Annotated in this window: 21 protein-coding genes and 1 pseudogene; 13 read left to right on the forward strand and 9 right to left on the reverse strand. The window is 71.2% G+C overall.

All coding sequences use genetic code 11. The features are described 5' to 3' along the window. The first annotated feature begins 348 nt into the window (after positions 1 to 348). Positions 349 to 1,404, forward strand: coding sequence for a tetratricopeptide repeat protein (locus K7472_RS01955; RefSeq protein ID WP_222973289.1), 1,056 nt, complete (start codon positions 349 to 351; stop codon positions 1,402 to 1,404). Between the two features lie 21 nt (positions 1,405 to 1,425). Here K7472_RS01955 and K7472_RS01960 read toward each other — a convergent pair whose 3' ends face one another. The 5 genes from K7472_RS01960 to K7472_RS01980 form a co-directional block, all read right to left on the reverse strand. Continuing rightward, positions 1,426 to 2,121 carry a response regulator gene (locus tag K7472_RS01960; RefSeq protein WP_308013725.1) on the reverse strand — a complete coding sequence of 232 codons (696 nt, stop codon included), beginning with the start codon at positions 2,119 to 2,121 and terminating at the stop codon, positions 1,426 to 1,428. Next, positions 2,118 to 3,377, reverse strand: coding sequence for a sensor histidine kinase (locus tag K7472_RS01965; protein WP_222973290.1), 1,260 nt, complete (start codon positions 3,375 to 3,377; stop codon positions 2,118 to 2,120). The genes K7472_RS01960 and K7472_RS01965 overlap by 4 nt, the downstream gene beginning before the upstream one ends. Then, a complete protein-coding gene (locus K7472_RS01970) occupies positions 3,374 to 4,192 on the reverse strand; it encodes an ABC transporter permease (protein WP_222973291.1) in 819 nt (272 codons plus the stop codon). The genes K7472_RS01965 and K7472_RS01970 overlap by 4 nt, the downstream gene beginning before the upstream one ends. Then, positions 4,189 to 5,133, reverse strand: a complete 945-nt coding sequence (locus tag K7472_RS01975; protein ID WP_222973292.1) for an ABC transporter ATP-binding protein — start codon at positions 5,131 to 5,133, stop codon at positions 4,189 to 4,191. Before K7472_RS01975 ends, K7472_RS01970 begins: the two co-directional genes overlap by 4 nt. Before the next feature lie 187 nt (positions 5,134 to 5,320). Further along, a complete protein-coding gene (locus K7472_RS01980; protein WP_222973293.1) occupies positions 5,321 to 5,785 on the reverse strand; it encodes a MarR family winged helix-turn-helix transcriptional regulator in 465 nt (154 codons plus the stop codon). Between the two features lie 119 nt (positions 5,786 to 5,904). On the opposite strand from K7472_RS01980, the gene K7472_RS01985 reads away from it, so the two are divergent. Both K7472_RS01985 and K7472_RS01990 read left to right on the forward strand, forming a co-directional pair. After that, a complete protein-coding gene (locus tag K7472_RS01985; RefSeq protein ID WP_222973294.1) occupies positions 5,905 to 6,273 on the forward strand; it encodes a VOC family protein in 369 nt (122 codons plus the stop codon). 2 nt (positions 6,274 to 6,275) lie between these two features. After that, positions 6,276 to 7,226, forward strand: a complete 951-nt coding sequence (locus tag K7472_RS01990) for a DNA-3-methyladenine glycosylase family protein (RefSeq protein ID WP_222973296.1) — start codon at positions 6,276 to 6,278, stop codon at positions 7,224 to 7,226. Positions 7,227 to 7,293: 67 nt separating this feature from the next. On the opposite strand, the gene K7472_RS01995 is transcribed toward K7472_RS01990, so the two are convergent. Continuing rightward, positions 7,294 to 7,974, reverse strand: a complete 681-nt coding sequence (locus tag K7472_RS01995; protein ID WP_222973298.1) for a Tat pathway signal sequence domain protein — start codon at positions 7,972 to 7,974, stop codon at positions 7,294 to 7,296. 581 nt (positions 7,975 to 8,555) lie between these two features. Here K7472_RS01995 and K7472_RS02000 point away from each other — a divergent pair. The 8 genes and pseudogenes from K7472_RS02000 to K7472_RS02030 all read left to right on the forward strand — a co-directional run bounded on the left by K7472_RS02000 (position 8,556) and on the right by K7472_RS02030 (position 19,836). Beyond that, entirely contained in the window at positions 8,556 to 9,347 is a 792-nt protein-coding gene (locus K7472_RS02000; protein ID WP_222973300.1) for a TetR/AcrR family transcriptional regulator, read from the forward strand. Positions 9,348 to 9,520: 173 nt separating this feature from the next. Beyond that, positions 9,521 to 10,144, forward strand: coding sequence for a DUF6230 family protein (locus tag K7472_RS02005; RefSeq protein ID WP_222973301.1), 624 nt, complete (start codon positions 9,521 to 9,523; stop codon positions 10,142 to 10,144). Between the two features lie 3 nt (positions 10,145 to 10,147). After that, a complete protein-coding gene (locus K7472_RS02010) occupies positions 10,148 to 10,615 on the forward strand; it encodes a DUF6114 domain-containing protein (RefSeq protein ID WP_222973302.1) in 468 nt (155 codons plus the stop codon). 355 nt (positions 10,616 to 10,970) lie between these two features. After that, a pseudogene (locus tag K7472_RS33810) lies at positions 10,971 to 11,171 on the forward strand (hypothetical protein); the annotation flags it as partial. 138 nt (positions 11,172 to 11,309) lie between these two features. Then, on the forward strand, positions 11,310 to 15,560 hold the full coding sequence (locus tag K7472_RS02015; RefSeq protein WP_443729191.1) for a HAMP domain-containing hybrid sensor histidine kinase/response regulator: 4,251 nt from the start codon (positions 11,310 to 11,312) through the stop codon (positions 15,558 to 15,560). 92 nt (positions 15,561 to 15,652) lie between these two features. After that, positions 15,653 to 18,142, forward strand: coding sequence for a SpoIIE family protein phosphatase (locus tag K7472_RS02020; protein ID WP_222973304.1), 2,490 nt, complete (start codon positions 15,653 to 15,655; stop codon positions 18,140 to 18,142). Between the two features lie 115 nt (positions 18,143 to 18,257). Beyond that, positions 18,258 to 18,956, forward strand: a complete 699-nt coding sequence (locus K7472_RS02025) for an alpha/beta hydrolase (RefSeq protein ID WP_222973305.1) — start codon at positions 18,258 to 18,260, stop codon at positions 18,954 to 18,956. A 235-nt stretch (positions 18,957 to 19,191) separates the two neighbouring features. Then, entirely contained in the window at positions 19,192 to 19,836 is a 645-nt protein-coding gene (locus K7472_RS02030; RefSeq protein WP_222973307.1) for a dihydrofolate reductase family protein, read from the forward strand. Positions 19,837 to 19,880: 44 nt separating this feature from the next. Here the strand turns inward: K7472_RS02030 and K7472_RS02035 are convergent, their stop codons facing one another. Genes K7472_RS02035 through K7472_RS02045 form a run of 3 tightly spaced genes read right to left on the reverse strand, consistent with a single transcriptional unit; the run spans position 19,881 to position 22,117 of the window. Continuing rightward, a complete protein-coding gene (locus K7472_RS02035) occupies positions 19,881 to 20,438 on the reverse strand; it encodes a TetR/AcrR family transcriptional regulator (protein ID WP_222973310.1) in 558 nt (185 codons plus the stop codon). A gap of 55 nt (positions 20,439 to 20,493) precedes the next feature. Next, the gene (locus K7472_RS02040) at positions 20,494 to 21,885 is read right to left on the reverse strand and encodes an amidase (protein ID WP_222973312.1); all 1,392 of its coding nucleotides are present in this window, start codon (positions 21,883 to 21,885) and stop codon (positions 20,494 to 20,496) included. Next, positions 21,872 to 22,117, reverse strand: coding sequence for a hypothetical protein (locus K7472_RS02045; RefSeq protein ID WP_222973556.1), 246 nt, complete (start codon positions 22,115 to 22,117; stop codon positions 21,872 to 21,874). The genes K7472_RS02040 and K7472_RS02045 overlap by 14 nt, the downstream gene beginning before the upstream one ends. Positions 22,118 to 22,256: 139 nt before the next feature. Between K7472_RS02045 and K7472_RS02050 the strand changes: the two genes are divergently transcribed. Continuing rightward, on the forward strand, positions 22,257 to 23,183 hold the full coding sequence (locus K7472_RS02050; protein WP_222973313.1) for an MBL fold metallo-hydrolase: 927 nt from the start codon (positions 22,257 to 22,259) through the stop codon (positions 23,181 to 23,183). Positions 23,184 to 23,340: 157 nt separating this feature from the next. Further along, entirely contained in the window at positions 23,341 to 24,243 is a 903-nt protein-coding gene (locus K7472_RS02055; protein WP_222973314.1) for an SCO4651 family lipoprotein, read from the forward strand. Positions 24,244 to 24,281 lie beyond the last annotated feature (38 nt).

Raw genomic sequence — 24,281 nt, forward strand, 5'->3', positions numbered from 1 at the left:
GACGCTTTCGACGCCTTCTACGGCTTCGACGCCTCCGACCACCCGTCGCAGCGCGCTACGACGCACTCCGTCCGCCGCGAACTCGTTCGTGCTGCTGCGGACACATGCGGCCGTCGTGGGTCCTCCCCGAGACGGGCATCCGCTCCTGACGCAACGTCATGTTCCCTGGGCAGAAGCTGAATCATGCCGGTCGACCCCGAGACGACCCGTACGCCGAAGTGACCACTCCGCCCTCCCGACGGCTACCAGAGGCTGACCCCACAACGGGCACACAGAGTGATCCGGAGGCCCTGGCCCCGCGGATACGTTCGTGACCGTTCCCCCCACGACGATCATGAGGACGGACGCATGTACGGCAAGGCATCGGCCCCGGAGTACCAGGGCGCCCTGCGGGCGCGGCTGTCGGTGAACTCCTCCTACGAGGAGGTGCTCGCGCAGGCGGCCGAGGAACAGCGGCGCTCGGTCCTGGAGTATGCGCGCGCCGGCCTCGCCATGGCCGAGGCGCACCGCCGACTGGGCCAGGCGGAGGCGGCCGAACGCGCCTGGCGGGACAGCTACCGGGCCGCCGCCCGCGCGGGAGACAGCGGGGCGATGGCCTGGGCCCTGTGGAGCGGCGGCACGCTGGCCCGCCAGCGCGGCCGGCTGGCGCTGGCCCGGCGCTGGCTGGCGGCCGCCGCGGCGTGCGCGGAGACCGGCGGGGACCGCGTGGCGCGTGGCTACGCGCTGGCCGGTCTGGCGGAGACGGGCCGCATCCAGGGCGACTACGCCGCCGTCGCCGAACTGCACGAACGTCTGCTGGCCGAGGCACGCGCACACGGCGAGCCGCGGCACGCCGTGTGGGCGCTGGAGGGCATCGCGCAGATGCGACGCAACTCGGGCGACCACGACACGGCCCTGGCGCTGTTCGAGGAGGCCGCCGACATCGCGAAGCGGGCCGACGACGCCCGCGGCCGGGCCTGGGCGTTGCGTGGCATAGCCGACGTGCTGTCGGTGCGGGGCGAGACGGACCGGGCGCTCGACCTGCTGAGCGAGGCCGAGGAGACCTGCCGTGCGATGCGGCTGGACAGCGCGCTCGCGTACAACCACAAGATGCGGGGCAACGTGCTGTTCCGGGCCGGACGGTACCAGCGGGCCCAGGAGACGTACGCCGGTGCCCTCGCCGAGTTCCGGGCGATCGACGAGCCGCGCGGTGAGGCTCTGGCACGGCTCGGCCTGGTCAAGTCCCGCGCGATGCTGGGCACTTGCTCCCCGGACCGCACCGCCGCCGAACTCGACGAACTGGACGGCACCTTCGAACGCATCGGCCTGCACCACGCCCGCGAGATGGTGGAGAGGTTCCGCACCGAACACGGCCTCACCGCCGGACCCCCGACGGCCCGGACCCACGACGGCCTCAGCGCGTAGTGCCGCGTGCGGCGAGCACCGTCACGACGGTGTGACGAGTCGCGTCTCGTAGGCGAAGACGACCGCCTGGACGCGGTCGCGGAGTTCCAGTTTGACCAGGACCCGGCCGAGGTGGGTCTTGACGGTGGCCTCGGCGAGGTGGAGGTCCGTGGCGATCTCCGCGTTGGACTTGCCCTTTCCCACCTCCGTGAGGATCTCCCGCTCGCGCGCGGTCAGCCGTCCCAGGCGATCGTCGGTCGGTTTGTCCGCGGTGGGCAGTTGGTGCGCGCAGGTCTCCAGGAGCCTGCGGGTCACCCGGGGCGAGACCACGGCGTCCCCGGAGGCGACCGTGCGGATCGCGGCGAGCAGTTCCTCGGGCCGGGCGTTCTTGATGAGGAAACCGGAGGCACCGGCCCGCAGCCCGGCGAAGGCGTACTCGTCGAGGTCGAACGTGGTGAGGATGAGGACCTTGGTCTCCGGGCGAGCGGTGATGATCCGCGTCGTGGCCTCGATGCCGTCCATGCCGGGCATGCGGACGTCCATCAGCACCACGTCGGGCCGCGACCGGCGCGCCAGGCGGACCGCCTCCGCCCCGTCGCCCGCCTCGCCGACCACCGTCAGGTCCGGTTGCGAATCCAGGACGAGGTTGAACGCCACGCGCATCAACGGCTGGTCGTCGACGAGCAGGACACCGATCGGCGGGCCCTCCTCGGGTACGTCGTCCTCGCCCGCGCTCACCCTGTTCCCCTCTGTTCCCCGTCGAACCGCTCCTCGGCCCGCGCCCCACCCGACCGCCCGACCGGCTCGCCGAGGCTCAGGCAGGTGGCGACCCGCCAGCCGCCGTGGGGGAGTGGCCCCGCCTCGACGACGGCGCCGTAGGCCGCGACCCGGTCCCGCATCCCCGCGATGCCGTGGCCGCCTTCACCGCCGACGGTCACCGGCCGCCCGTCGTCCCGTACCTCGATCCCGATCCGGTCGTCCCGGCAGCTTACGCGGACCGTCGCCCGCGCCCCGGGCGAGGCGTGCTTGAGGGTGTTCGTCAGCGCTTCCTGCACGAGGCGGTAGACGGTCAACTGCGCGGCGGCGGAGGCGTTTCGCGTGCCGCCTTCGACGGTCAGCCGCACCGGCAGCCCGGCGGCCCGCACCTGGGCGGCGAGGGCGTCGAGCTGGGCGATGCCGGGCTGCGGGTGGCGCACCGCGTCCGGTTCGTCGGGGCGCAGCTTGCCGAGGAAGCGGCGCATGTCGGTGAGGGCCTGCCGACCGGTGTCGGAGACCTGGTCCATCGCCGTGACCGCCTTGTCCGGTGAACGCGGCACGGCGAACTTCGCGCCGTCGGCGAGCGCGACCATCACCGACAGGCTGTGTGTGACGATGTCGTGCATCTCGCGGGCGATGCGGGCGCGTTCGCCCGCGACGGCGAGTTGGGCGCGCTGGTCGCGTTCGCGCTCGAGACGGGCCGCGCGGTCCTCCAGGGCGGCGAGGTACGCGCGCCGGGTGCGCAGGTTCATGCCGATGACACCGGCCGCCACGGCCATGCCGGACAGTGCGACGAACGCCTTGACGCCCGCGTGCCCCGGAGGCGCGAAACGCATCGACGCCAGCACGATGCCCGACTCCAGCACACCGGCGGCGATCCAGGTCCTGGTGCGGTCGCAGTGGGCCGCGACCGTGTAGAGGGCGACGAGCAGCGCGACGTCACCCGGGATGATCATCCCGTACAGCCACTGGCCGAAGGCGACCGCCGCGACGACGCCGAAGACGACCCAGGGCCCCTTGCGCCGCCAGGCCAACGGCACCATGATCGCCGCCTGGAACGCGAGCAGCACGGGATGGTGACCGAAGTACCACCTCGCCGGGGCGGTGGTCGCCAGCAGCAGCAGGACGGTCAACAGCGCGTCGGCCAGGAGCGGATGGCCCGCCAGCGTCCCGCGCAGGCCGGGACCCCGGTGCGGCGGACGCGCACCGGGGCCGGACGGCTGGTGTGGTGATGTCACGCGTCCCGCCGCTTGAGTACCACCGCTCCCGCCACCAGCGCGGCCACCGCGTACAGCGCGAAGACCAGGAAGCCGGTCCACGGCGTCAGTTGGTGCGCCTCGGTGTGCAGGGTCAGCAGCGACTCGCCCGCGTTGCTCGGCAGGTACTGGTTGACGTGGTCCGCCCAGGACGACGGCAGTGCCTCGGCCAGTGCGGGCAGCACCAGCAGGACGCCGAAGACACTCGCGATGCCGCCCGGCGTCGACCGGACCACGGCGCCGAGGCCCACGCCGAGCAGGCCGACGACGGTGAGGTAGAGCGCGGTGCCCAGGACGATCCGCGTCACTCCGGGCGCGGTGAGGGAGACCTGGATGTGCTGTGCGGACAGCACCGCCTGGCCCGCGGAGAAGGCGACGACGGAGGCGATCGCCATCAGCACGACGGTGACGACGGCGAAGACCGCGGCCTTCGCCCACAGCACCGGCAGACGGCGCGGCACCGCGGAGAGCGTCGCGCGGATCATGCCGGTCGAGTACTCGCCGGTCACCACCATGACGCCCAGCACACCGACCGCGAGCTGCGCGATGCGGTATCCGGCGAGGCTGCGCGAGGCCGCCTCGAAGTGCGCCTTCTCCGGCGGCGGCATGGTCGCCCAGTGGCTCTCGGTGGCCCAGCAGATCAGCATGCCGAAGCCGATCATCGCCACGATGGCGACCAGCAGGGTGATGTACGTGCTGCGCAGTGTGCGCAGTTTGATCCACTCGGAGGTGAGCACCCGGACCTGGGTGACGCGCCCGCGCGGGACGACGACTGCGGTGGTGGGCAGCGTGCTCATACGGCGGTTCCTTCGGCTACGGCGGTCTCGGCGGCCGGGACCGCCGCCTGGTACTCCACGGCATCCCTGGTCAGTTCCATGAACGCCTCCTCCAACGAGGCGTGCTGCGGGGTGAGTTCGTAGAGCACCACGCCGTGCTCGGCCGCGATCCGGCCGATCTGCTCACTGTCGAGACCGGTCACGTTCAGGACCCCGGACTCCGCACTGGTCACCGTCACGTCCGGACCGGACAGCTGCGCGCGCAGCAGTCCCGCGTCCGGTGTGCGCACCCGCACGGTGTCGCTCGACGCCTGCCGGGTGAACTCGGCGACGGAGGTGTCCGCGATGAGCCGCCCGCGCCCGACGATGATCAGGTGCTCGGCGGTGAGGGCCATCTCGCTCATCAGGTGCGAGGAGACGAAGATCGTGCGGCCTTCCGCGGCCAGGCTCTTGAGCAGGTTGCGGATCCACAGGATGCCCTCGGGGTCGAGGCCGTTGACCGGCTCGTCGAGGATCACCGTGGCCGGGTCGCCCAGCAGCGCGCTGGCGATGCCGAGCCGCTGCCCCATGCCCAGCGAGAAGCTGCCGGCACGCTTGCGCGCCACGTCACCGAGACCGACCAGCTCGATCACCTCCTCCACCCGGGAGCGGGGGATGCCGGTGGTGGCGGCGAGAGCGAGCAGGTGGTTGAAGGCGCTGCGGCCGGTGTGGATCGCGCGGGCCTCCAGCATCGCCCCGACCTCGTGCAGCGGCGCGGGGTGGTCGGCGTACGACTTGCCATTGACCAGGGCCCGTCCCGAGGTCGGCGTGTCCAGACCCAGCAGCATGCGCATGGTGGTGGACTTGCCGGCGCCGTTGGGGCCGAGGAAGCCGGTCACCACACCGGGCCGCACGGTGAAGCTGAGGTCCTCCACGGCGGTCTTGGGTCCGTAGCGCTTGGTGAGTGCGGTGGCTTCGATCATGCGGGGGTGCTTCCTCGGGTAGGCGGACTCGGCGCCACCACGCTAGGGGCCCCGCCTGTGCGCGCACGATCCTCACCGGTCGCAACCTTCACCGCCACGGGTGCGCCCGTGGTCGTACGGGGGTACGCCCGGAGGCGTACGAGCGGCACCCCCGCCGCCGGACCGCCGACGCCTCCGCCGCGCCGGGTCACTCCTCGAGCGCTCGCGTCATGCGGTCGAAATCCTCCAGGAGCGCGGCGAGCCGGCGAGGCGCGATGGCATCGGTCATGCGGGCCTCGATGGCATAGACGGCCTTCTGCGCCGCACGCAGCACACGTCGGCCCTCCGGGGTGAGGGTCGTGGGACGGGCACGGCCCGCCTCGACGGTGTCCGGACGCTCGATGAGCCCGGCGGTCTGCAAACCGCGCATCACCACGTTCATGGACTGCCGTGTGACGAACGTGGCGCGGGCCAGGTCGGCGTTGGACATGCCGGGACGCGCGGCGAGCACTTCGAGACACGCGTACTGCGGCACGGTCAGGCCGTGCTCCCGCAAGGCCTTGTCCATGGCCCCGCGTAGTGCGGCGTGGGCGCGTTTGAGCCGGTAGCCCACGTGGGAGAGCACGTCGTCGTCGGCCGGGTGCGGTGTGGCCACGGGCGGCCTGCCTTTCATGTCAGCACTTTGACATCTGAGTGGTGGTGTCCTACCGTCGATTATGTCAAAGTCCTGACATTGAATCCATCGGATCCAGGATCCAGGATCCGTCGAACCCAGGAGAGAGAAGGTCCCCCATGTCCATCACTGTCGACGGCCCCGACTTCGTGGCCCTGCAGGTGCGTGACGTGGAAGCCGCGGCGCGGTTCTGCGAGAAGCACCTCGGCCTCGTCCGCGTCCCCGCCTCGCCCCCCGGCGCGATCGTGTTCGACACCAAGCCCTGCCCGATCGCGGTGCGTGAGCTCCTGCCGGGCACCGATCTGGACGCCGGCCGTCCGGGTCTCGGGGTCGCCCTGTGGTTCTCCACCCCCGACGCCCACGCGCTGCACGACCAGCTCGTCGCGGGCGGCGTCGAGATCCTCACCCCCATCAGCGACAGCCCGTTCGGCCCGGTGTTCTCGTTCACCGGCCCCGAGGGCTACGTCCTGACCGTCCACGGAGCCTGACCGTGCCCTCGGCCTCCTTCACCCCCGAGGGACCGTACCGCCTGGCGTCGTCCATCCGGTTCCTCGAGGGGTTCACCCCCGCCTCGTACGAGCAGGTGGCCGACGGTGTGCTGCGGCTCGCGTTCCCCGCCGACGACGGGCACAGCGTGATCGGCTGCGCGATCAGCCAGAAGGAGGCGGGGGACACCCCGTCGGCGGCCGTTTCGGCGCGGTTCACCGTGCACCGCGACGGCCGCACCGTCCCGGCCGCCGCGGGCACCCCGGCGCACGCCGCGGCGCGCTCCCAGATCGCCCGGATCCTGTCCCTGGACGTCGACGGCACCGGCTTCCCCGCCCTGGGCGAGACCGACCCGGTCGTCGCCGGGCTCCAGGCCGACCACCCCGGACTGCGACCCGTCTGCTTCCACTCGCCCTACGAGGCGGCCGTGTGGGCCGTCATCGGCAACCGCCTGCGCGTGTCCCAGGCCGCCGCCGTCAAAGCCCGCCTCGCCCGTGACTACGGCCAGGCCGTCGACGTCGCCGGACAACGGCTGCACGCCTTCCCCACCCCCGAGGCCCTGCGCCGCCTCGACCGCGTCGACGGCCTGACCGGCACCAAGGTGGAGCGCCTGCACGCGATCGCCGAGGCCGCCCTCGACGGACGTCTCGACGCCGCCGCCCTGCGCGCCCAGCCCGCGGAGTTCGCGCTCACCGACCTCAGGGAACTGCCCGGCATCGGCCCGTTCTCCGCCGAACTCGTCCTCATCAGGGGCGCGGGACACCCTGACGTCTTCCCGGCAGCCGAGCCACGCATCCACCGGGCCATGGCCGTCGAGTACCGCCTCGACGCGGACACCGCCGCCGACCCCGCCCGCCTCGCGCGGATCGCCGACGCGTGGCGGCCCTACCGCAGCTGGGTCGGGTCGCTGCTGCGCGTCCGCGCTCACGAACGTGCGACGAGTGGGCCCGTCTAGCCGGGCAGCCGTGTTCCGTCCCCCCTCCCATGGCGGAAGCGGGGACGGAACACGCTTGCCGCGAGCGTCAGTTCACGTACACCGACGGGCTGCCCGACTGCGAGGTGTCGGCGACCGGACCGTAGGTGGCCGAGAAGTAGGCGTTGGAGAAGCAGAGGCTGGAACCGGACGACTTGGTGAAGTGCTGGTTGGCGAACGCGATCGTCTGCGCCGTGTTGTTCGCGGCGCCGGTGAGCGACCCTCCGCTGTAGACACACGTGGTGGTGCCGAGCAGGGTGTTGAGGACCACCGTGGTCTGGACGGAACCGGAAGCCGGCGCGACGGTCACGGGGTCACCGCTCGCGTCGCTGACGGAGGTGTTGAACGGCAGGCCGTTGACCGTGATGCTCTTGACCCCCGTGACACCGACGACGTTGGAGGTGCAGGAGGTGAAGGTCTGGCCGGTGAGCGACTCGGTGGCGGTGCCCGGCGCGGCCGGGTTGGTCGAGACGCTCGCGGTGAACTGCGAGGCGGAGCAGCTCACTCCACTGGTGCCGCTGGTGCTGGAGTAGAACGTGGCCTTGGTGCCCGACTTCAGCGGTGCGACCAGCGAGTCGCCGACGGCGACGGCGCTTCCACCGGCGCTGCCGTAGGTCAGCACGCTCGACGCGGCGGCGGGGTGCGCGGTGGCCGCGAGGGAGGGAGCGGCGCCGGCCAGAGCGAGGGAGAGTGCGGCGACGGTTGCCGCGAGGCAGGTTGAGGTGCGCATGGGGGTTCCTCGATTCATGCGTCCGCACGCAGGCGGAGCGAGAGTGGGAAAGGGAAACCGGAACCATCGCGCAGCCGACGGAAAGCACGTGCAGGGCGATGTCGACCGCGCGTCCGGGGAGGGTGCACACGTGGAGCGATGGGAATCGTGCGACGGCCCGGCGCTACGGAAGTCGGCCGGTGGGAAGGATTCCGCCGTGCCGACGGGCGGAGTGTGATCGGAACGCCGCCCTCCGGCGCGCCGGGTGACGGGTGCGCTGTGCGGAAGGAACCGTGGACGGCTCGACGAGACGTGTGGTGGCGCCGTCGCGAACCGTGACGGTCCGGCCCGGTGCCGCCGAGAGCATCGCGGGCGCGGCTTCGGCGGTGGGCGGGCCGACGTGCGGGAACTGGCTGGTGGAGCGATCGCCGTGCCCGAGCGCGGCGCCACGTGCCCGGGCACGGTGGCTCCGGGACCTTCGTGCCGACGGCTGCCACCATCGGATGTACACACGAACGCAACGGTCCCGAAACAATGGAAAACCTGCGAGAGTTGTAAACCTGACGGGTACTCAGAGTCAACCCCCTGACGGAAGGCCGCAGATGAACGAACTCGTGGGGTCTGCGCAGCCGGTGGTACTGCCCGGCACCCGTACCGGCCGGGAGCCGGACCGCTCGATCCGCCGCGGCCCCAGGAGCACGACGCCGGAGGCCGTCGCGGCCAACCAGCGCGACCGGCTCTTCGACGCCCTGGTGCGCACGGTCGCCGACAAGGGCTATCCGCACGCGCGGGTCAGCGACATCTGCCGGGCCGCCGGTGTGACCCGGCCCGTCTTCTACGACGTGTTCGCGGGCAAGGAGGACGCGTTCCTCGCCGCCTACCGGCATGGCACCGACCTGCTGCTGGCCACCATGGACACCGCCTTCGGACGCCCGACGCACTGGCCGTCCGCCGTGCGCGACGCGTTGGGGGCGATGCTCGTGCTGCTCGCCGACGCCCCCCGCTTCGCGGTCGCCGCCATCGTGGAGATCGACGCACTGGGCGCGGCGGGCCGACGGGAGCGGCAGCGGCTGGTGGCACGCCTGCACCGTTTCTTCACATCCGCCCCCGCGCTGCCCGTCGGTGTGCCGGCTGAGCAGGTCGTGACCGGTGTGATCGGCGGCGCCTACTCCGCGCTGTACCGCGAGGTGGACGAGGGGCGCGCCCAGCGGTTGCCGCACCTGCTGCCGGCCATGTGCTATCTCGTCCTCGCGCCGTTCCTCGGTCCGCGGGCTGCCGCCGAAGAGGCGAAGAAAGCGCTCTCCGCCCCTCCCGTGGCCCTGTCCTGCGCGAACCCCGCCCGGCGTGCCGAAACCGGACGGACCGTCAACATCCTTCCTTCACAAGTGGGTTGACCGCGCACTTACCTCTGGGTAACACTGCGATCGCCGCCCGCGTACGAGTGGTGCGCCTCGGTCCTCCTCTGCCAGGGACTCCAGGACCCGGCCCTCATCCGTACGCGCACGCTGTCCGCGCCAGGGCAACGCATGGAACGGCTGTCCCACGACACGCCACACCTGGAGTTCCCATGGCTTCGAACAGCGTCCCACCCACCACCGCCCGGGTCGGCAGAGTCCGCCTGCGGCGGGCAGCGATCATGGCGGGCCCCGCCGCCGCCGCGGCCGCCGTCCTGGTGGTGCTCACCGCCCAGGGCGCGATCGCCGCGCAGTTCTCGATCTCCGGCATACCGTTCACCGTCACGGCCAAGCAGCTCCAGGGCAACGGATTCGAGCAGTACGGCGGTCTCGACAACATGGCCGACGGCAGCCCGAACGCCGGGGACTCCGGTGGCCAGGAGGTCGTCGTGGTCTCCGCGATCAAGGACGCCACGCTCACCGACCTGTGCCAGAGCGTCAACCTCGGCGGCATCAACATGGTCATCCGGGCGGGCACCGGCAGCACTCCGGTCTCCGCGCACGACCTGGTCACCGACTCCTCCGTGATCAGCGGTGACGCGGGCTTCAAGAACATCGAGATCGGCGGCGACGCGAGCACCTTCACCAAGGGCGACTCCAAGGGCCCCTCCGGCGACTTCGGCCAGCAGGCCGACACCGTGACCATCGACAACCTGCGGCAGACCAACTACGCCACGACCGCCGCCACCTTCAAACTGCCCGGTCTCCACCTGAGCTTCAAGAACGACGGCTGCTGACCCATGACCGACCCGGACCAGGCCGTCACCCCTGACGCCGACGCCGACGCCCAGGCCGACGAGTCCGCCCACCCCGCGGAGCCCGGGGTGGGGAGGTGGCGGGCCTGGCGCGGCCGACGGCCGTTCGCCGGCGGTGTGCTCGTCACGCTGGCGGGAGCCGAGATCCTCGCCACGGAGAAGGCGTCCTTCGGCGTGATCGTGCACATCGGCATGCAAGGACTGAGCGGCTACCTGATTCCCGTGGTGATGGTGGTCTGCGGCCTGCTCCTGCTGTTCAACCCGGCCCAGCGGCTCTTCTACTCGATCCTCTCCGTGCTGCTGACGCTGGGCAGTTGGGTGACGTCGAACCTCGGCGGCTTCTTCATCGGCCTGCTGCTCGGCCTGGTCGGCAGCTGCCTGTCGTTCGGCTGGCTGCCGGACCAGGCCCCGCGCCGCAGAAGGTGGGGCCGCCGCGCCCCCAGCACTTCGTGAGGCCGCGCGAGGAGGCGCGTCGCCCCCAGCGGCGACGCGCCTCTTCGCGTGCCCGACGCCGTCCCGGCAGCCCGTCACCGGCGGGATCCACGTCACCCCAGGACCACCCGGTCCCGGACGCCCTGCCCCGCCCCGCCCACGCGCCGTCGCGACCGTACGCGACGTGGACGCGCGAGCGCGTCCCCGGACCGGGGACGCGCTCCCCGGCTGGTGGGCCGCGCAGGGTATCCTGCCGCGTGGCCAGTTTTGTTGTCCTATGACAACGAAAGTGGTGCGGTTGTTCCACCAACCACTGTCCGCCCTGGTCGGGCGGTCGCGACTGGGCCGGGGCCCGCGTAGCGGAAGAGACTGGGAAATGGCTGAGACGACGGTCGATGGCACGTCGAGAGCGGAGCGGGGCAGCAGACCCCGTTCCTCCGCGGGCAAGGTGGGCGAGCCGCAACTGCGGCAGCTGCTGGCCGGACTGACAGCGGTACGTGACGGCGACTTCGGCACCAGGCTCCCGGAAGGCGCGGACGGGCTGCTGGGCGAGATCGCCACCGTGTTCAACGGGATGGCCGACCAGCTGTCGCTGTTCACCTCCGAAGTGACCCGTGTCGCCCGTGAGGTGGGCAGCGAGGGGCGGCTCGGCGGTCAGGCCGAGGTGCCGGGGGTCTCCGGCACGTGGAAGGACCTGACGGACTCGGTCAACGCCATGGCCGGAAACCTGACCACCCAGGTGCGTGACATCGCCCAGGTGGCGACCGCGGTCGCGAAGGGCGACCTGTCGCAGAAGATCGACGTCGACGCCCAGGGCGAGATCCTGGAGTTGAAGAACACCGTCAACACGATGGTGGACCAGCTGTCCTCGTTCGCCGACGAAGTGACCCGCATGGCCCGCGAGGTCGGCAGCGAAGGACGACTCGGCGGTCAGGCGCAGGTCCCGGGCGTCGCCGGCGTCTGGCGCGACCTGACCGACTCCGTCAACTTCATGGCCGGGAACCTCACCGACCAGGTGCGCAACATCGCCCAGGTGACGACCGCGGTGGCGAAGGGCGACCTGTCGCAGAAGATCACGGTGAACGCCCGTGGTGAGATCCTGGAGTTGAAGAACACCATCAACACGATGGTGGACCAGCTGTCCTCGTTCGCCGACGAGGTCACGCGCATGGCCCGCGAGGTCGGCACCGAAGGAATACTGGGCGGCCAGGCCGACGTGAAGGGCGTCTCCGGCACCTGGCGGGACCTGACGGACTCGGTCAACTTCATGGCGGGCAACCTCACCGCGCAGGTACGGTCCATCGCCCAGGTCGCCACGGCGGTGGCGAAGGGCGACCTGTCGCAGAAGATCACGGTGAACGCCCGTGGTGAGATCCTGGAGTTGAAGAACACCATCAACACGATGGTGGATCAGCTCTCCTCGTTCGCCGACGAGGTGACCCGTGTCGCCCGCGAGGTCGGCACCGAGGGACGGCTCGGCGGCCAGGCCGACGTCAAGGGCATCTCCGGAACGTGGAAGAACCTCACCGAGTCGGTCAACGTCATGGCCGACAACCTCACCGACCAGGTGCGGTCCATCGCCGAGGTGACCACGGCGGTGGCCAAGGGCGACCTGTCGCAGAAGATCCGCGTCGACGCCCGCGGCGAGATCCTGGAGCTGAAGGAGACCATCAACACGATGGTGGATCAGCTGTCCTCGTTCGCCGACGAGGTCACGCGCGTCGCCCGCGAGGTCGGCACCGAGGGCAACCTCGGAGGCCAGGCCACCGTGCGCGGCGTCTCGGGAACCTGGAAGGACCTCACCGACAACGTCAACGTGATGGCCTCCAACCTCACCGGCCAGGTGCGGTCCATCGCCCAGGTGGCCACCGCGGTGGCCCGCGGCGACCTGTCGCAGAAGATCACGGTGGAGGCCAAGGGCGAGGTCGCGGCCCTGGCCGACGTCATCAACACCATGGTCGACACCCTGTCCGCGTTCGCCGACGAGGTGACCCGGGTGGCCCGCGAGGTCGGGACCGAGGGAATCCTCGGCGGCCAGGCCAGGGTCCCCAACGTCGCGGGCACGTGGAAGGACCTGACCGACAACGTCAACTCCATGGCCAACAACCTCACCGGCCAGGTGCGCAACATCGCCCAGGTGACCACCGCCGTGGCCAACGGCGACCTCACCCGCAAGATCGACGTCGACGCGCGCGGTGAGATCCTGGAGCTGAAGACCACCATCAACACCATGGTCGACCAGCTCTCGTCGTTCGCCGCCGAAGTGACCCGGGTGGCCCGCGAGGTCGGCAGCGAGGGGCGGCTCGGCGGTCAGGCCGAGGTCGAAGGCGTCTCGGGCACCTGGAAGAGGCTCACGGAGAACGTCAACGAACTGGCCGGGAACCTCACCCGCCAGGTGCGGGCCATCGCCGAGGTGACCAGCGCCGTCGCCGAGGGCGACCTGACCCGCTCCATCACGGTCGAGGCCTCCGGAGAGGTCGCCGACCTCAAGAACAACATCAACGCCATGGTGGGATCGCTGCGCGAGACTACCCGGGCCAACCAGGAGCAGGACTGGCTGAAGTCCAACCTCGCCCGCATCTCCGGCATGATGCAGGGCCACCGTGACCTGACGCTGGTGGCCGGGCTGATCATGCGGGAACTCACGCCGCTCGTCACCGCCCAGTACGGCGCGTTCTACCTCGCCGACGAGAGCTCCGACCGGCCCGAGCTGGTACAGATCGGCTCGTACGGGAGCCCGGAGCGCACCAGCGACGACCACGGCAAGCGCTTCGAGTTCGGGCAGTCCCTCGTCGGCCAGGCGGCGGTGGGCCACCAGACCATCATGGTCGACGACGTACCGTCGGGTTACGCCACGATCTCCTCCGGATTCGGCGAGAGCGACCCGGCGCACCTGGTCGTGCTGCCCATAGTGGTCGAGGAGCAGGTGCTCAGCGTCATCGAGCTGGCCTCGCTCCACCACTTCACCCCGGTCCAGCGCGACTTCCTCGAACAACTGCGGGAGACCATCGGCGTCAACCTCAACACCATCGTCGCCAACGCCCGCACGGACGAACTCCTCCAGGAGTCCCAGCGCCTCACCACCGAACTCCAGGCCCGGTCCCAGGAGTTGCAGATCCGGCAGGAGGAACTCCAGCAGTCCAACGCGGAACTGGAGGAGAAGGCAGCGCTGCTCGTCACCCAGAACCGCGACATCGAGACCAAGAACCTGGAGATCGAGCAGGCCCGCCAGGAACTGGAGACGCGGGCCCAGCAGTTGTCCCTCGCCTCCAAGTACAAGTCGGAGTTCCTGGCCAACATGAGCCACGAACTGCGCACTCCGCTCAACAGCCTGCTGATCCTCGCCCAGTTGCTGGCCCAGAACCCGACCCGCAACCTCACCCAGAAGCAGGTCGAGTACGCGGGCATCATCCACTCGGCCGGCTCCGACCTGCTCCAGCTCATCAACGACATCCTCGACCTGTCCAAGGTCGAGGCCGGCAAGATGGACATCAGCCCCGAACGCGTGCCGCTGCGGCGGCTGCTGGACTACGTCGAAGCCACGTTCCGGCCGATGACCAGCCAGAAGGGCCTCGCCTTCCAGATCAGCACCGCCCCCGGGGTGGCCCCCACCCTCCTCACCGACGACTCGCGGCTGCGCCAGGTACTGCGCAACCTGTTGTCCAACGCGGTGAAGTTCACCGAGACCGGCAGCGTGGAACTGCGCATCGAACCCGCGGAACCCGACGAACTGCCCGCCTCCGCGCACCGCTACGGCGCCGCCATCGCCCTGCGCGTCGCGGACACCGGCATCGGCATTCCCCACCAGCAACTCGAGTCGATCTTCGGGGCGTTCCAGCAGGCCGACGGGACCACGAGCCGCAAGTACGGCGGCACGGGCCTGGGACTGTCCATCAGCCGTGAGATCGCCTACCTGCTCGGCGGCTCGATCTCCGTGGAGAGCACCCCCGGCCGCGGCAGCACCTTCAGCCTCTATCTCCCGCTCACCCGGCCCGACTTCGAGGAAGTCCTCGACGGGCCGAGCGGTTCCGACGGCACCACCGACAGCGGCTCGACGGCGCCGCAGGCCATCCCGGCACCCGCCGCCGAGCCCGTGCCCCCGCAGCAGCGACGGCTCCTGGTGCTGGAGGAGCGCCCGCGCGGTCTGCTGTCGATGGTCGCCGAGAGCGCGGTCGCCGACCTCGTCGACAGCCGTGACCTGGCCGCCTCCCTCGGTGGCATCGACGTGGTGACCGCCGCCGACGCCCAGGAAGCCGCGACCGCCCTGGCCGCGCAGCCCTGCCACTGCGTGGTGCTCGACCTCGACATGGCCGACGGAGGGGCCCTGCGCTTCATCGGGGCGATCGACGCCGACCCCGCCCTGCGCGACGTGCCGGTCCTCGCCCACAACAACCGGCGCCTCGGCACGGCGCAGGAGGAACGACTGCTGGCCCGCGAATCGGGCCGGCCCCTCGAACTCCTCTCCAGCCTGGACGAGTTGCGCGAACGGATCGCCCTGCACCTGTCCGCGGACCGGCCCGGAGACGTGCTGCCGCTGGTCCTGCCGGACAACCGGCCGGCCCTGACCGACGGCGCGACCATCGACCCCATGCTGGCCGGCCGCACCGCCCTGGTGGTGGACGACGACGCCCGCAACCTCTACGCGCTGACCGGCATACTCGAACTGCACGGCATGCGTGTGCTGCATGCCGAGAACGGCCGCGCGGGAATCGACGCGCTGCTCGCCAACCCCGGCATCGACGTCGTGCTGATGGACGTGATGATGCCCGAGATGGACGGCTACGCGGCGACGGCGGCCATACGCGAGATGTCCCAGTACGCCGAACTGCCCATCATCGCGGTGACCGCCAAGGCCATGCCCGGCGACCAGGAGAAGAGCATGGCCTCCGGCGCCAGCGATCACGTCACCAAGCCTGTCGACGCCAACGATCTCGTCGGGTGTCTCAGCCGCTGGCTGAACCGGTAGGACCGGACCGCAGACCGAGACGCCCGCACGACCCGGTTCCGCTCCCCTCGAGTCCCCTCGAGCCGGAACCGGGCCTCGGACCGAGGAGCGCAGTGAGCAGCGACCAGTGGCCCGCCGTACCCGTCGACGCGACGGACGCGGCCGACACGACGGGGACGCCCCACCCGCGGGAGGCGATCGACGCATCGCCGACGGCGATCCCGGCCGTGGACGACGCGTCCGACAAGCAACTCGGCCGCCTGGCCGCCACCGTGGCGCGGCTGCGCGAGGAGGTCGAGCAGGCCCACGCCGCCGCCGACGGACGCGCGCTCGTGGAAATGGCCCGGGGCGTCCTGGTCGAGCGCCTGCGCTGCGGCCCCACGCAGGCCGCGAAGCACCTCGCCGACCTGGCCCACGCCGCCGACGTGACGGAACTCGAACTCGCCGCCGACATCGTCAGCCAGGCCGCCCAGGACCGGCTCACCGACGCCGCCCGCGACTTCCTCGACCGTGTCGCCCACGAGACCCCGGCCGACGCGACGCAACCACCACCGGCGGACGGCGCCGATCCCACGGTGCGCCTGCGCACCGCCGAAAGCGGGGTCCTCGCGGCGGGCGACACCCAGACCGTCGCCGAATCGCTCCTCGAACACGCCCTCAAGCCCCTGGACGCCACCGCGGTCGCGGTGTGGGCCGCGGGCCCGGGCACCTCCCTGCGCCTGGCAGGACACGCGGGGTTCCAGCCCGACGAGGCCGACCAGTGGCATTACGTCCCGCCCGGCGTCGCCACCCCCGCCCGCCAGGCGCTCCTCACCCGCCGCTCCCTGTGGTACCCGGCGTGGACCGCGAACGAGCTGCCGTCCATCGGCCGCCGGGGCGGACCGTACGGCAGCCGGATGGCCGTACCCGCCAGCACGGAGGGACGGATCCAAGGCGTACTGGAAGTCGCCTGGCCGAGGCGCCAACCCCCGTTGTCGCCACAGATAAGGAGGCAGATCGAAGCCCTGGCCGAACTCGTCGGCCACACCCTGGAATCGCTGCCCCACACCGCCGCGCAGTGGCCGCAGGCAGGCGCCGGCACGTCGAGCGAACTGATCGAACTGGCCGACGGACTACGCGATCCGGTCCTGCTGCTCCGTCCCCACTTCGGCCCCGACGGCACCCTCACCGACTTCCGCATCCACCACGTCAACCCGTGGTTCAAGGACCCGGCCGGCCGTTCCGCGGCGGCCGTGACGGGCGCGCTGCTCCTGGAGGCGTACCCCATGGTGGCGGGGGAGGGCGGCCTGCTGGAGATGATCGAGCACGTGCATGCCACCGGCGAGCCGTTCCGTGCCGCCGGGATGAACTTCACCGCGCTCGTCGGACAGGTCCCCGTGACCGGCCCGGCCGACATCAGCATCAGCCGCCACGGTGCGGTGGTGCTCTTCGTGTGGCGCATCGAGGACGAGGCGGCACGGCTCGCCAGGCTCCTCCAGCACGCCCAACGACTCGGCCGCATCGGCGCGTTCGAGGAGAGCTTCCTGACCAACGAGGTCACCTGGAACAGCCAGCTGTTCGACCTGTTCGGGCTGCCGGACGACGCCACGCCGACCCGCCTGGAACAGGTCGGCTCGCACGCCCACGGTGACGACGCGGCCCCCCTGGGCCGATTCCTGCGCACCGTGCTGCACCACCGCAGGCCCGCCACCGCCGCGTTCCGCCTGCTGCGGCCCGACGGCGTCATCCGCCACATGCGGATCGTCGCGGAACCGGTGCTCGACAGCGCGGGTCACCTCAACGGGGTGCGAGGCGCCTACCAGGACATCTCCGCCCAGCACTGGACCGAGGTGGCGCTGGCCGCCACCCGCGACCAACTCGCCCTGAGCGAACAGCAGACCGCCGAGAGCAACCGCCTCGCCCGCCAGCTGCAACACGCGATCATGCCTCCCACCCACGGGCCGATCGACGCCCCCGGACTCGAGATCGCCGTGCGCTACCGCCCCGCGGAGGACGACAGCCTCGTCGGCGGCGACTGGTACGACGCCATCGTGCTGCCGTCCCAGCAGGTGCTGCTGTCCGTCGGCGACGTCGCCGGACACGGCATCTCGGCCGCCACCGGCATGGTCGCCCTGCGCAACGCCCTGCGCGGCCTCGCCACCACCGGCGCGGGCCCCGCGCAACTCCTGACCTGGCTCAACCTCGTCGCCCACCATCTGACCCAGCGGGTCACCGCCACGGCCATCTGCGCCCTGTACGACCCCGAGACGCACATCCTGCGCTGGGCCCGCGCCGGGCATCTGCCACCGTTGCTGGTGCGGGCCGGTGAACCCGCCACCGTCCCGTCCCTCGACGGCCTCCTGCTCGGCGCGGTCAGCGAGGCGGTCTACGAGGAGGGCCAGGTGCGCCTGGAGTACGGAGACGTGCTGCTCATGTACACCGACGGGTTGATCGAGCGACGTGACCGTTCCCTGCAGGAGAGCCTGGACCAGCTCCTGACCACGGTACGGCGCCCGGCGGAGGCGCTGGACCAGCGCCTGGACCAGATGCTCACGCACAGCAGCGCCGACACCGACGACGACACGTGCGTCATCGGAATCCACCTGCGCGCCCCGGCGGCCTGAGCGCGTCGACTCGTTTCACCTCCCTCCGCTTCCGCCCAACGTCCCACGCGCTGAGGCGTGTTCGCCGTGAGCCGACCCCGGTGTATCCGGGCACTCGGCGCGGCAGAATGCCCGTGTGAAGCCGATCTTCGTTCTCGTGCACAGCCCCTCAGTGGGCCCCTCGACCTGGCGCCCGGTGGCCGACCACCTGACGGCGATGGGTCATCAGGTGCGGATACCGTCGCTGCTGCACGTGGGCGACGACAGCACGCCGCCCTTCTGGCCCCGGGTGGTGGACGCGGTCCGCGACGACCTCGCGCAGGTCCCCGCCGACACCCCCCTCGTCCTCGTCGTGCACAGCAACGCGGGCCTGTTCCTCCCCGCGATCCGCTCGGGCGTCGCGCACCCCGTGCTCGCCTCCGTCCTCGTGGACGCCGCGCTGCCGGCCAGGACCGGGGCGACCCCTGTCGCACCGCAGGAGCTGCTGGAGTTCCTGCGCCCGATGGCCGTGGACGGCAGGCTGCCGCGCTGGACCGACTGGTGGGACGAGGCGGACGTGGCGCCCATGTTCGACGATCCCGTGACGCGGGAGACGGTCACCACCGAGCAGCCCACGCTCCCGCTGTCCTACTACGAGCAGCTCATCCCGGTCCCCGACGGCTGGGCGGACCACCCTTGCTCGTATCTCCTGTTCGGCCCGCCGTACGACGAGTACGCGGCCGAGGCCCGCGAGCGCGGCTGGCGCGTCGCCCACCTGCCCGGTGAGCACCTGCACCAGATCGTCGACCCGGCAGGCACGGCACGGCACATCGTCGAACTCGCCACCACCCCATGACCCACCTCGGCGTACGCGGCCGAGTCACCGCTCGGCCGGGCCGGTAGAAGCGATCCACAGCGCGACATGCCCCGCAGGCGAACGCCCCCGGCGATGGCGAAGGGGCAGAGTGGTAACCGAGGGGTCCGGCGACGCGGTCGGCGCGTACGAAGCAGGTGCCGTCGCAGCAGTGGGTTCGCCGGGGCTCACCATCGCACACACCTGAACGGGACGACCGACGCGCCGGGAGCAGGACATGGGCCTCATCCACATCGAACTCTTCGCCACGCTCGACCTGGTCGGCCAGGCACCCGGCGGCCCCGACGAGGACCCGGTGGGGTTCCCGTTCGGCGGCTGGCAGGCGCCCCTGATGAACGACGTCACCGGAGCGCAGATCGGTGCCGCGTACGAGGGCACGGACGCACTCCTGCTCGGCCGGCGGACCTACGACATCTTCGCCGCCTTCTGGCCGCACCAGCAGGGCGGCGAGGACAACCCGATGGCGACGCTCTTCAACAGCGTTCCGAAGTACGTGGCCTCCCGCGGCAGGCCCGACCTGTCGTGGGCCGGTTCCACGTTGCTCGGGCCGGATCTGGGCGCCGCGGTGCGCGAGATCCGCGACCGGCACGAGCACGTGAGGGTCGTCGGGAGCCTGAACCTCGTGCAGTCCCTTCTGCGCGAGAAGCTCTTCGACCGTCTCGACCTCTGGGTGCATCCGATCGTGCTCGGGGTGGGCAAGAAGGTGTTCGACGGCGGTGAGGTGCCCACGAACGTCACACTCCTCGAGCCGCCGGTCGCCAGCCCGAAGGGCACCGTGTACCTGCGCTACGGTCTCGCCGACGGCGTTCCCGCGACGGGGGACATGACCGCACCGGATCGCGGTACCGGGCGCGAGGACTGAGGGCGGCGGCGGACGAGCGCGTGGACACCATCAGGCAGCAGGGGTCAGGTGTGGTCGAGGGTGGTGGCGACGAGCTGGTGTGTGTGGGTGGTGTCGAGTCCGTCGGGGCGGAAGAGGATGCGGTAGATCAGGGGTGCGACGAGGTGGTCGATGACGGTCTCGGTATCGGGCGTCTTCTCGCCGCGTCGGGTGGCCCGGGTGAGGATGGTGTCGATCTGTTCGGCGGCGTAGGCGGAGCACTGGCCCGCGTTGCCGCCGTCGGGGTCGCCGAGGAGGGCGTCGCGGATGTAGGCGCGACCGGTGGGGGAGGACATCTCGTCGAGGAAGTGCTCGGCCCAGGTGGTGAGGTCGTCCGCCAGGGAGCCGTGGTCGTCCGGCGTGGTGTCGGGACGCAGCCGTTCGACGGCCACGTCCGAGAGCAGCGCCTGGAGGTCTCCCCAGCGGCGGTAGATCGTGGACGGCGTCACGCCTGCGCGGCGGGCGATCTGCGGGACGGTGAGTGTCTCGCGCCCGTTCTCCGCGAGGAGTTCGTGGACAGCGGTGTGGACGGATGCCTGGACGCGGGCGCCGCGGCCGCCGGGGCGCACCATCTGCCTGCTCATGGCATCCACCTTAAAGCACATTCATTGCGTCTGGTGGAGGAGTGCTCCCGGCTGTTCATGCCGCGGGTGCGAGGCCGCGTGCCGGGTGGGTCAGTTCGTAGGCATGGCCGACCCGCAGGAGCACGTCCTCGCCGAGGGGGCGCCCCAGCAGTTGCATGCCGATGGGAAGTCCCGCCGCGTCCTGTCCGACGGGCACGGTCAGGGCGGGTACGCCGGTGATGTTGGCGGGGGAGGAGAGGCGCACGTAGGCGTCGGGGACGCTCTCGGTGGTGCCGTCGGGCCAGGTGATCGTTTCCTGGCCCGCTGTCACGGCGGTGGCCGGGACGGCGGGGGCGGCGACGAGGTCGACTTCCCGGAGCATGCGGCTCCACGCGTCCCGCATGAGGGTGCGTGAGCGCTGGGCGCGCAGGTAGTCGCCCGCGGTCATCAGCTCACCGGCTTCCAGGAGGATGCGGACGTCGTCCTGGTACAGGTGAGGGGCTGTGCGCAGGGTGCGTTCGTGGTAAGCGGTGGCCTCAGGGACCATCAGCCCCCAGTGGGTGGCCTGGACGTAGCGGGTCATGGGGATGTCCACCTCGACGAGGTGTGCGCCGAGGGCTTGGAGCTCGTCGATGGCGTGCCGGACGGCGGCTTCCACGGCGGGGTCGGTGTGGTCGAAGTAGTAGGTGCGCGGTATGCCGACGCGCAGGCCGGTGAGTTCGGTGCGGGCGGCCGGCCGGTAGTCGGCGCGGGGCGTGGCGAGGGAGGCGGGGTCGCGCGGGTCGTGTCCGGTCAGCGCGGTCAGTACCAGGGCGGCGTCCTCGACGGTGCGGGTGAGGGGGCCGACGTGGTCCAGTGACCAGGACAGGGAGGTGACGCCGTGCCGGGGAACGAGGCCGTAGGTGGGCTTGAGGCCGACGACGCCGTTGAGCGCGGCGGGCACCCGGATCGAGCCGCCGGTGTCGGTGCCGAGGGCGAAGGTCGCGGCCCCGGACGCCACGGCGACAGCGGATCCGCCGCTCGACCCACCGGCCACCCGGGCGGGGTCCCAGGCGTTGTGCGTCTGCGGGGTGGTCAGGCCGTAGGCGAACTCGTGGGTGTGCGTCTTGCCCACCAGGACCGCCCCGTCCGCTGCCAGGCGTGCGGCGACCGTGCTGTCGCTGTGCGCGTGGTGGCCGTCGCGGACGCGGGAACCGGCCGAGGTGGCCGCCCCGGCCACGTCGATCAGGTCCTTGAGGCCCATCGGGATGCCGTGCAACGGACCGCGGTGGCGGCCCGCCGTGATGTCGCGTTCGGCCAGGCGCGCGGCGTCGCGGGCGCGTTCGGCGTCGATGCTCGCGTAGGCGTGCAGGTGTGGTTCGGTGCGCCCGGCCCGTTCCAGGACGGAGTCGGTGAGTTCCACGGGGGACAGGCGGCGGGTGCGGAGGGCGTCGGAGGCCTCGGCGAGCGACATCTCATACGGCTGCATCGTGCTGGTCCTGTTCTGCCTGGTGGGTGAGTTCTGCCTGGTAGGCGAGTTCTGCCTGGTAGGTAAGGGCGGGTGGGACGTCGCCGAACTCCAGCTCCCGCAAGGTGGCGACCACGGAGTGGATGTGGCGGGCGGTGGCGGCGACCGCGGCGTGGCGGTCGGGCAGGAGCGGGAGCCCGGCGCGGGCGGCCCAGTGGGCGGCTTGCGCGGGGGAGAGGTCGCTGGTGGGCATGGATCTGTTCTTTCGTCAGAGGCCGGGAGGGTTGCCCCGGGAGCCGTTAAAAGCTAAGGCTTTGCGTTAGGTGACTGTAGGGCCTACGATGCTGTTAACGCAAACGCATGGCTTTTAGCCGCTGCTCGAAGGGACGACCATGAACATCTCCACCCCGCCCGCCACTCCGGCCCCGGCCGAGGTTCCCGGGTGGAGCGCGGGCGGCATCCGTGTCCACCGCATCGACGAAATCGTTCTGCCGCCCGCCACCGGGCAGTGGCTCCTGCCCGACGCCACTCCTGACCTCGTCACCACCCAGGACTGGCTGCACCCCCACTTCACCGACGACGAAGGTCTTCTGCGCCTCGCCAGCCACAGCTTCGCCTTCACTCTCGGCGGGCTGCGCGTCCTGGTCGACACCGGCATCGGCAATGGCAAGGAGCGCGCCAACCCCGCCTGGCACGACCTGCGCACCGACTACCTCCAGCGCCTGACGCAGGCCGGATTCCCGCCGGACGAGGTGGATTTGGTGATCCTCACGCATCTGCACGCCGATCATGTCGGCTGGAACACACGCCAGGAGAACGGGCGGTGGGTTCCCACCTTCCCCAACGCCCGTTACGTCGTGTCCCGCACCGAGCGGGAGTTCTGGGCCGGATACGACATGGAGGAGGCCCGCAGGCAGATGTTCCGCGACTCCGTCATCCCCGTGGAAGAAGCCGGACTGCTCGACCTCGTCGACGTCCCCGCCGAGGGCGCGGACCTCCTGCCCGGCCTGCGCCTGCTGCCCACCCCGGGCCACACCCCCGGCCACGTCGCCGTCGAACTCTCGGATGCCGGGCACAAGGCCCTGATCACCGGCGACTGCATTCATCACCCCTTCCAACTCGCCCACCCAGGTGTCGGAGCCTGCGTCGACATCGACCCCGAGCGGTCCGAGCACTCCCGCCGCACCCTGCTCGCGTCACTCGCCGGCACCGACACCCTCGTCCTGGGCACCCACTTCCCACCGCCGACGGCGGGTCATGTCGTTTCCCACGAGGAGACTTATCGCCTCGCACCCGTCCCGGCCGGTCACGGGCGCTGACGGGGTCCACGACGACGCGGGAGGGGCCGGGAGCGGCCACACCGTACGGATACCAGGGCGGTGGTGGCCGTGGCTCGTCGGACTGAATCCGATGCCGAAGGGCAGGCGAGGTGGCGAGCGCTCGTTGAGCGATGACACCCGGAAAGGGAGGATGGGCATGAACTCTCCACGCAGGGGCACTCGTTCCGCACTGCGACGGACGGCATTGCTGAGCAGCGGCATCCTGATGGCCGGTGGTGTGCTCACCGGCTGCGGTACGTCCCACTCCGCCGACGGTTCGACGCAGTCGTCGTCCGGGGCGGCTGATGCCAGTCTTGCGGCGTCGGTCGAGGCCGCCCGGACGGCGACGGCGAACGCGAAGTCGGCGCGGCTCGCCCTGCAGGAGACGGTGCGGGTGGACGGCAAGGCCCAGTCCGTGCACGGCAGCGGCGTCACGCGGATGGGCGACAGCGGCGCGGCCGACGGCCAGTTCACCTTGAGCGCGGCAGGACAGAACGTGCAGATGCGCGTGCTCGGCACGACTCTCTACGAGGAGCTTCCCGCCTCCGCCGCCACCCGGCAGCTCAGCGATGGCAAGCCCTGGATCAGCGTGGACACCACCAAGATCCCGCACGCGGCGGCGGACACGCAGAACCAGGCCCCCGACGCCGCCCAGCAACTCGCCTATCTGCGGAACCCACAAGGGGCGACCAAGGTCGGTACCGAAACGATCGACGGCGTGCCGACCACGCACTACCGGTTGAGTCTCTCGCCCTCCCAGATCGCCGGCGCGACCGCCAACAAGGCCCAGGTGGTCGGGAGGATTCCGGTGGACGTGTGGATCGACACCTCACACCGGGTGCGGCAGGAGACGGTCGCCATGACCGTGCGGCCGACCGCCTCCGCCTCGGCGCCTCCCGGCGGCAGCACCTCGGGCCAGAGCCAGGAGGTGCAGGTCGCGATGACGATGCGACTGAGCGACTTCGGCACGCCGGTTCACGTGACGGCGCCGCCGCAGTCGCAAGTCACCGACGCCACGGCGAAGTTGGCGCAGGCGATGGACAGCGGGCAGACAGCCTGACGCCCCACTGGACCCCGGTCGCACACGGAGACTCGCGC

Source organism: Streptantibioticus parmotrematis (assembly GCF_019890615.1).
In the GTDB taxonomy this organism is placed as follows: Bacteria; Actinomycetota; Actinomycetes; order Streptomycetales; family Streptomycetaceae; genus Streptantibioticus_D; species Streptantibioticus_D parmotrematis.

Bases quoted from the DNA above. Each gene is read 5' to 3' on its own strand.
- K7472_RS02040 (WP_222973312.1), bottom strand. From the start codon at position 21,885: ATGCAGCCGTATGAGATGTCGCTCGCCGAGGCCTCCGACGCCCTCCGC.
- K7472_RS02035 (WP_222973310.1), bottom strand. From the start codon at position 20,438: ATGAGCAGGCAGATGGTGCGCCCCGGCGGCCGCGGCGCCCGCGTCCAG.
- K7472_RS02000 (WP_222973300.1), top strand. From the start codon at position 8,556: ATGAACGAACTCGTGGGGTCTGCGCAGCCGGTGGTACTGCCCGGCACC.
- K7472_RS02030 (WP_222973307.1), top strand. From the start codon at position 19,192: ATGGGCCTCATCCACATCGAACTCTTCGCCACGCTCGACCTGGTCGGC.
- K7472_RS02015 (WP_443729191.1), top strand. From the start codon at position 11,310: ATGGCCGGAAACCTGACCACCCAGGTGCGTGACATCGCCCAGGTGGCG.
- K7472_RS01955 (WP_222973289.1), top strand. From the start codon at position 349: ATGTACGGCAAGGCATCGGCCCCGGAGTACCAGGGCGCCCTGCGGGCG.
- K7472_RS02055 (WP_222973314.1), top strand. From the start codon at position 23,341: ATGAACTCTCCACGCAGGGGCACTCGTTCCGCACTGCGACGGACGGCA.
- K7472_RS02005 (WP_222973301.1), top strand. From the start codon at position 9,521: ATGGCTTCGAACAGCGTCCCACCCACCACCGCCCGGGTCGGCAGAGTC.
- K7472_RS02050 (WP_222973313.1), top strand. From the start codon at position 22,257: ATGAACATCTCCACCCCGCCCGCCACTCCGGCCCCGGCCGAGGTTCCC.
- K7472_RS01970 (WP_222973291.1), bottom strand. From the start codon at position 4,192: ATGAGCACGCTGCCCACCACCGCAGTCGTCGTCCCGCGCGGGCGCGTC.
- K7472_RS01985 (WP_222973294.1), top strand. From the start codon at position 5,905: ATGTCCATCACTGTCGACGGCCCCGACTTCGTGGCCCTGCAGGTGCGT.
- K7472_RS02045 (WP_222973556.1), bottom strand. From the start codon at position 22,117: ATGCCCACCAGCGACCTCTCCCCCGCGCAAGCCGCCCACTGGGCCGCC.
- K7472_RS01995 (WP_222973298.1), bottom strand. From the start codon at position 7,974: ATGCGCACCTCAACCTGCCTCGCGGCAACCGTCGCCGCACTCTCCCTC.
- K7472_RS01975 (WP_222973292.1), bottom strand. From the start codon at position 5,133: ATGATCGAAGCCACCGCACTCACCAAGCGCTACGGACCCAAGACCGCC.
- K7472_RS02010 (WP_222973302.1), top strand. From the start codon at position 10,148: ATGACCGACCCGGACCAGGCCGTCACCCCTGACGCCGACGCCGACGCC.
- K7472_RS01980 (WP_222973293.1), bottom strand. From the start codon at position 5,785: ATGAAAGGCAGGCCGCCCGTGGCCACACCGCACCCGGCCGACGACGAC.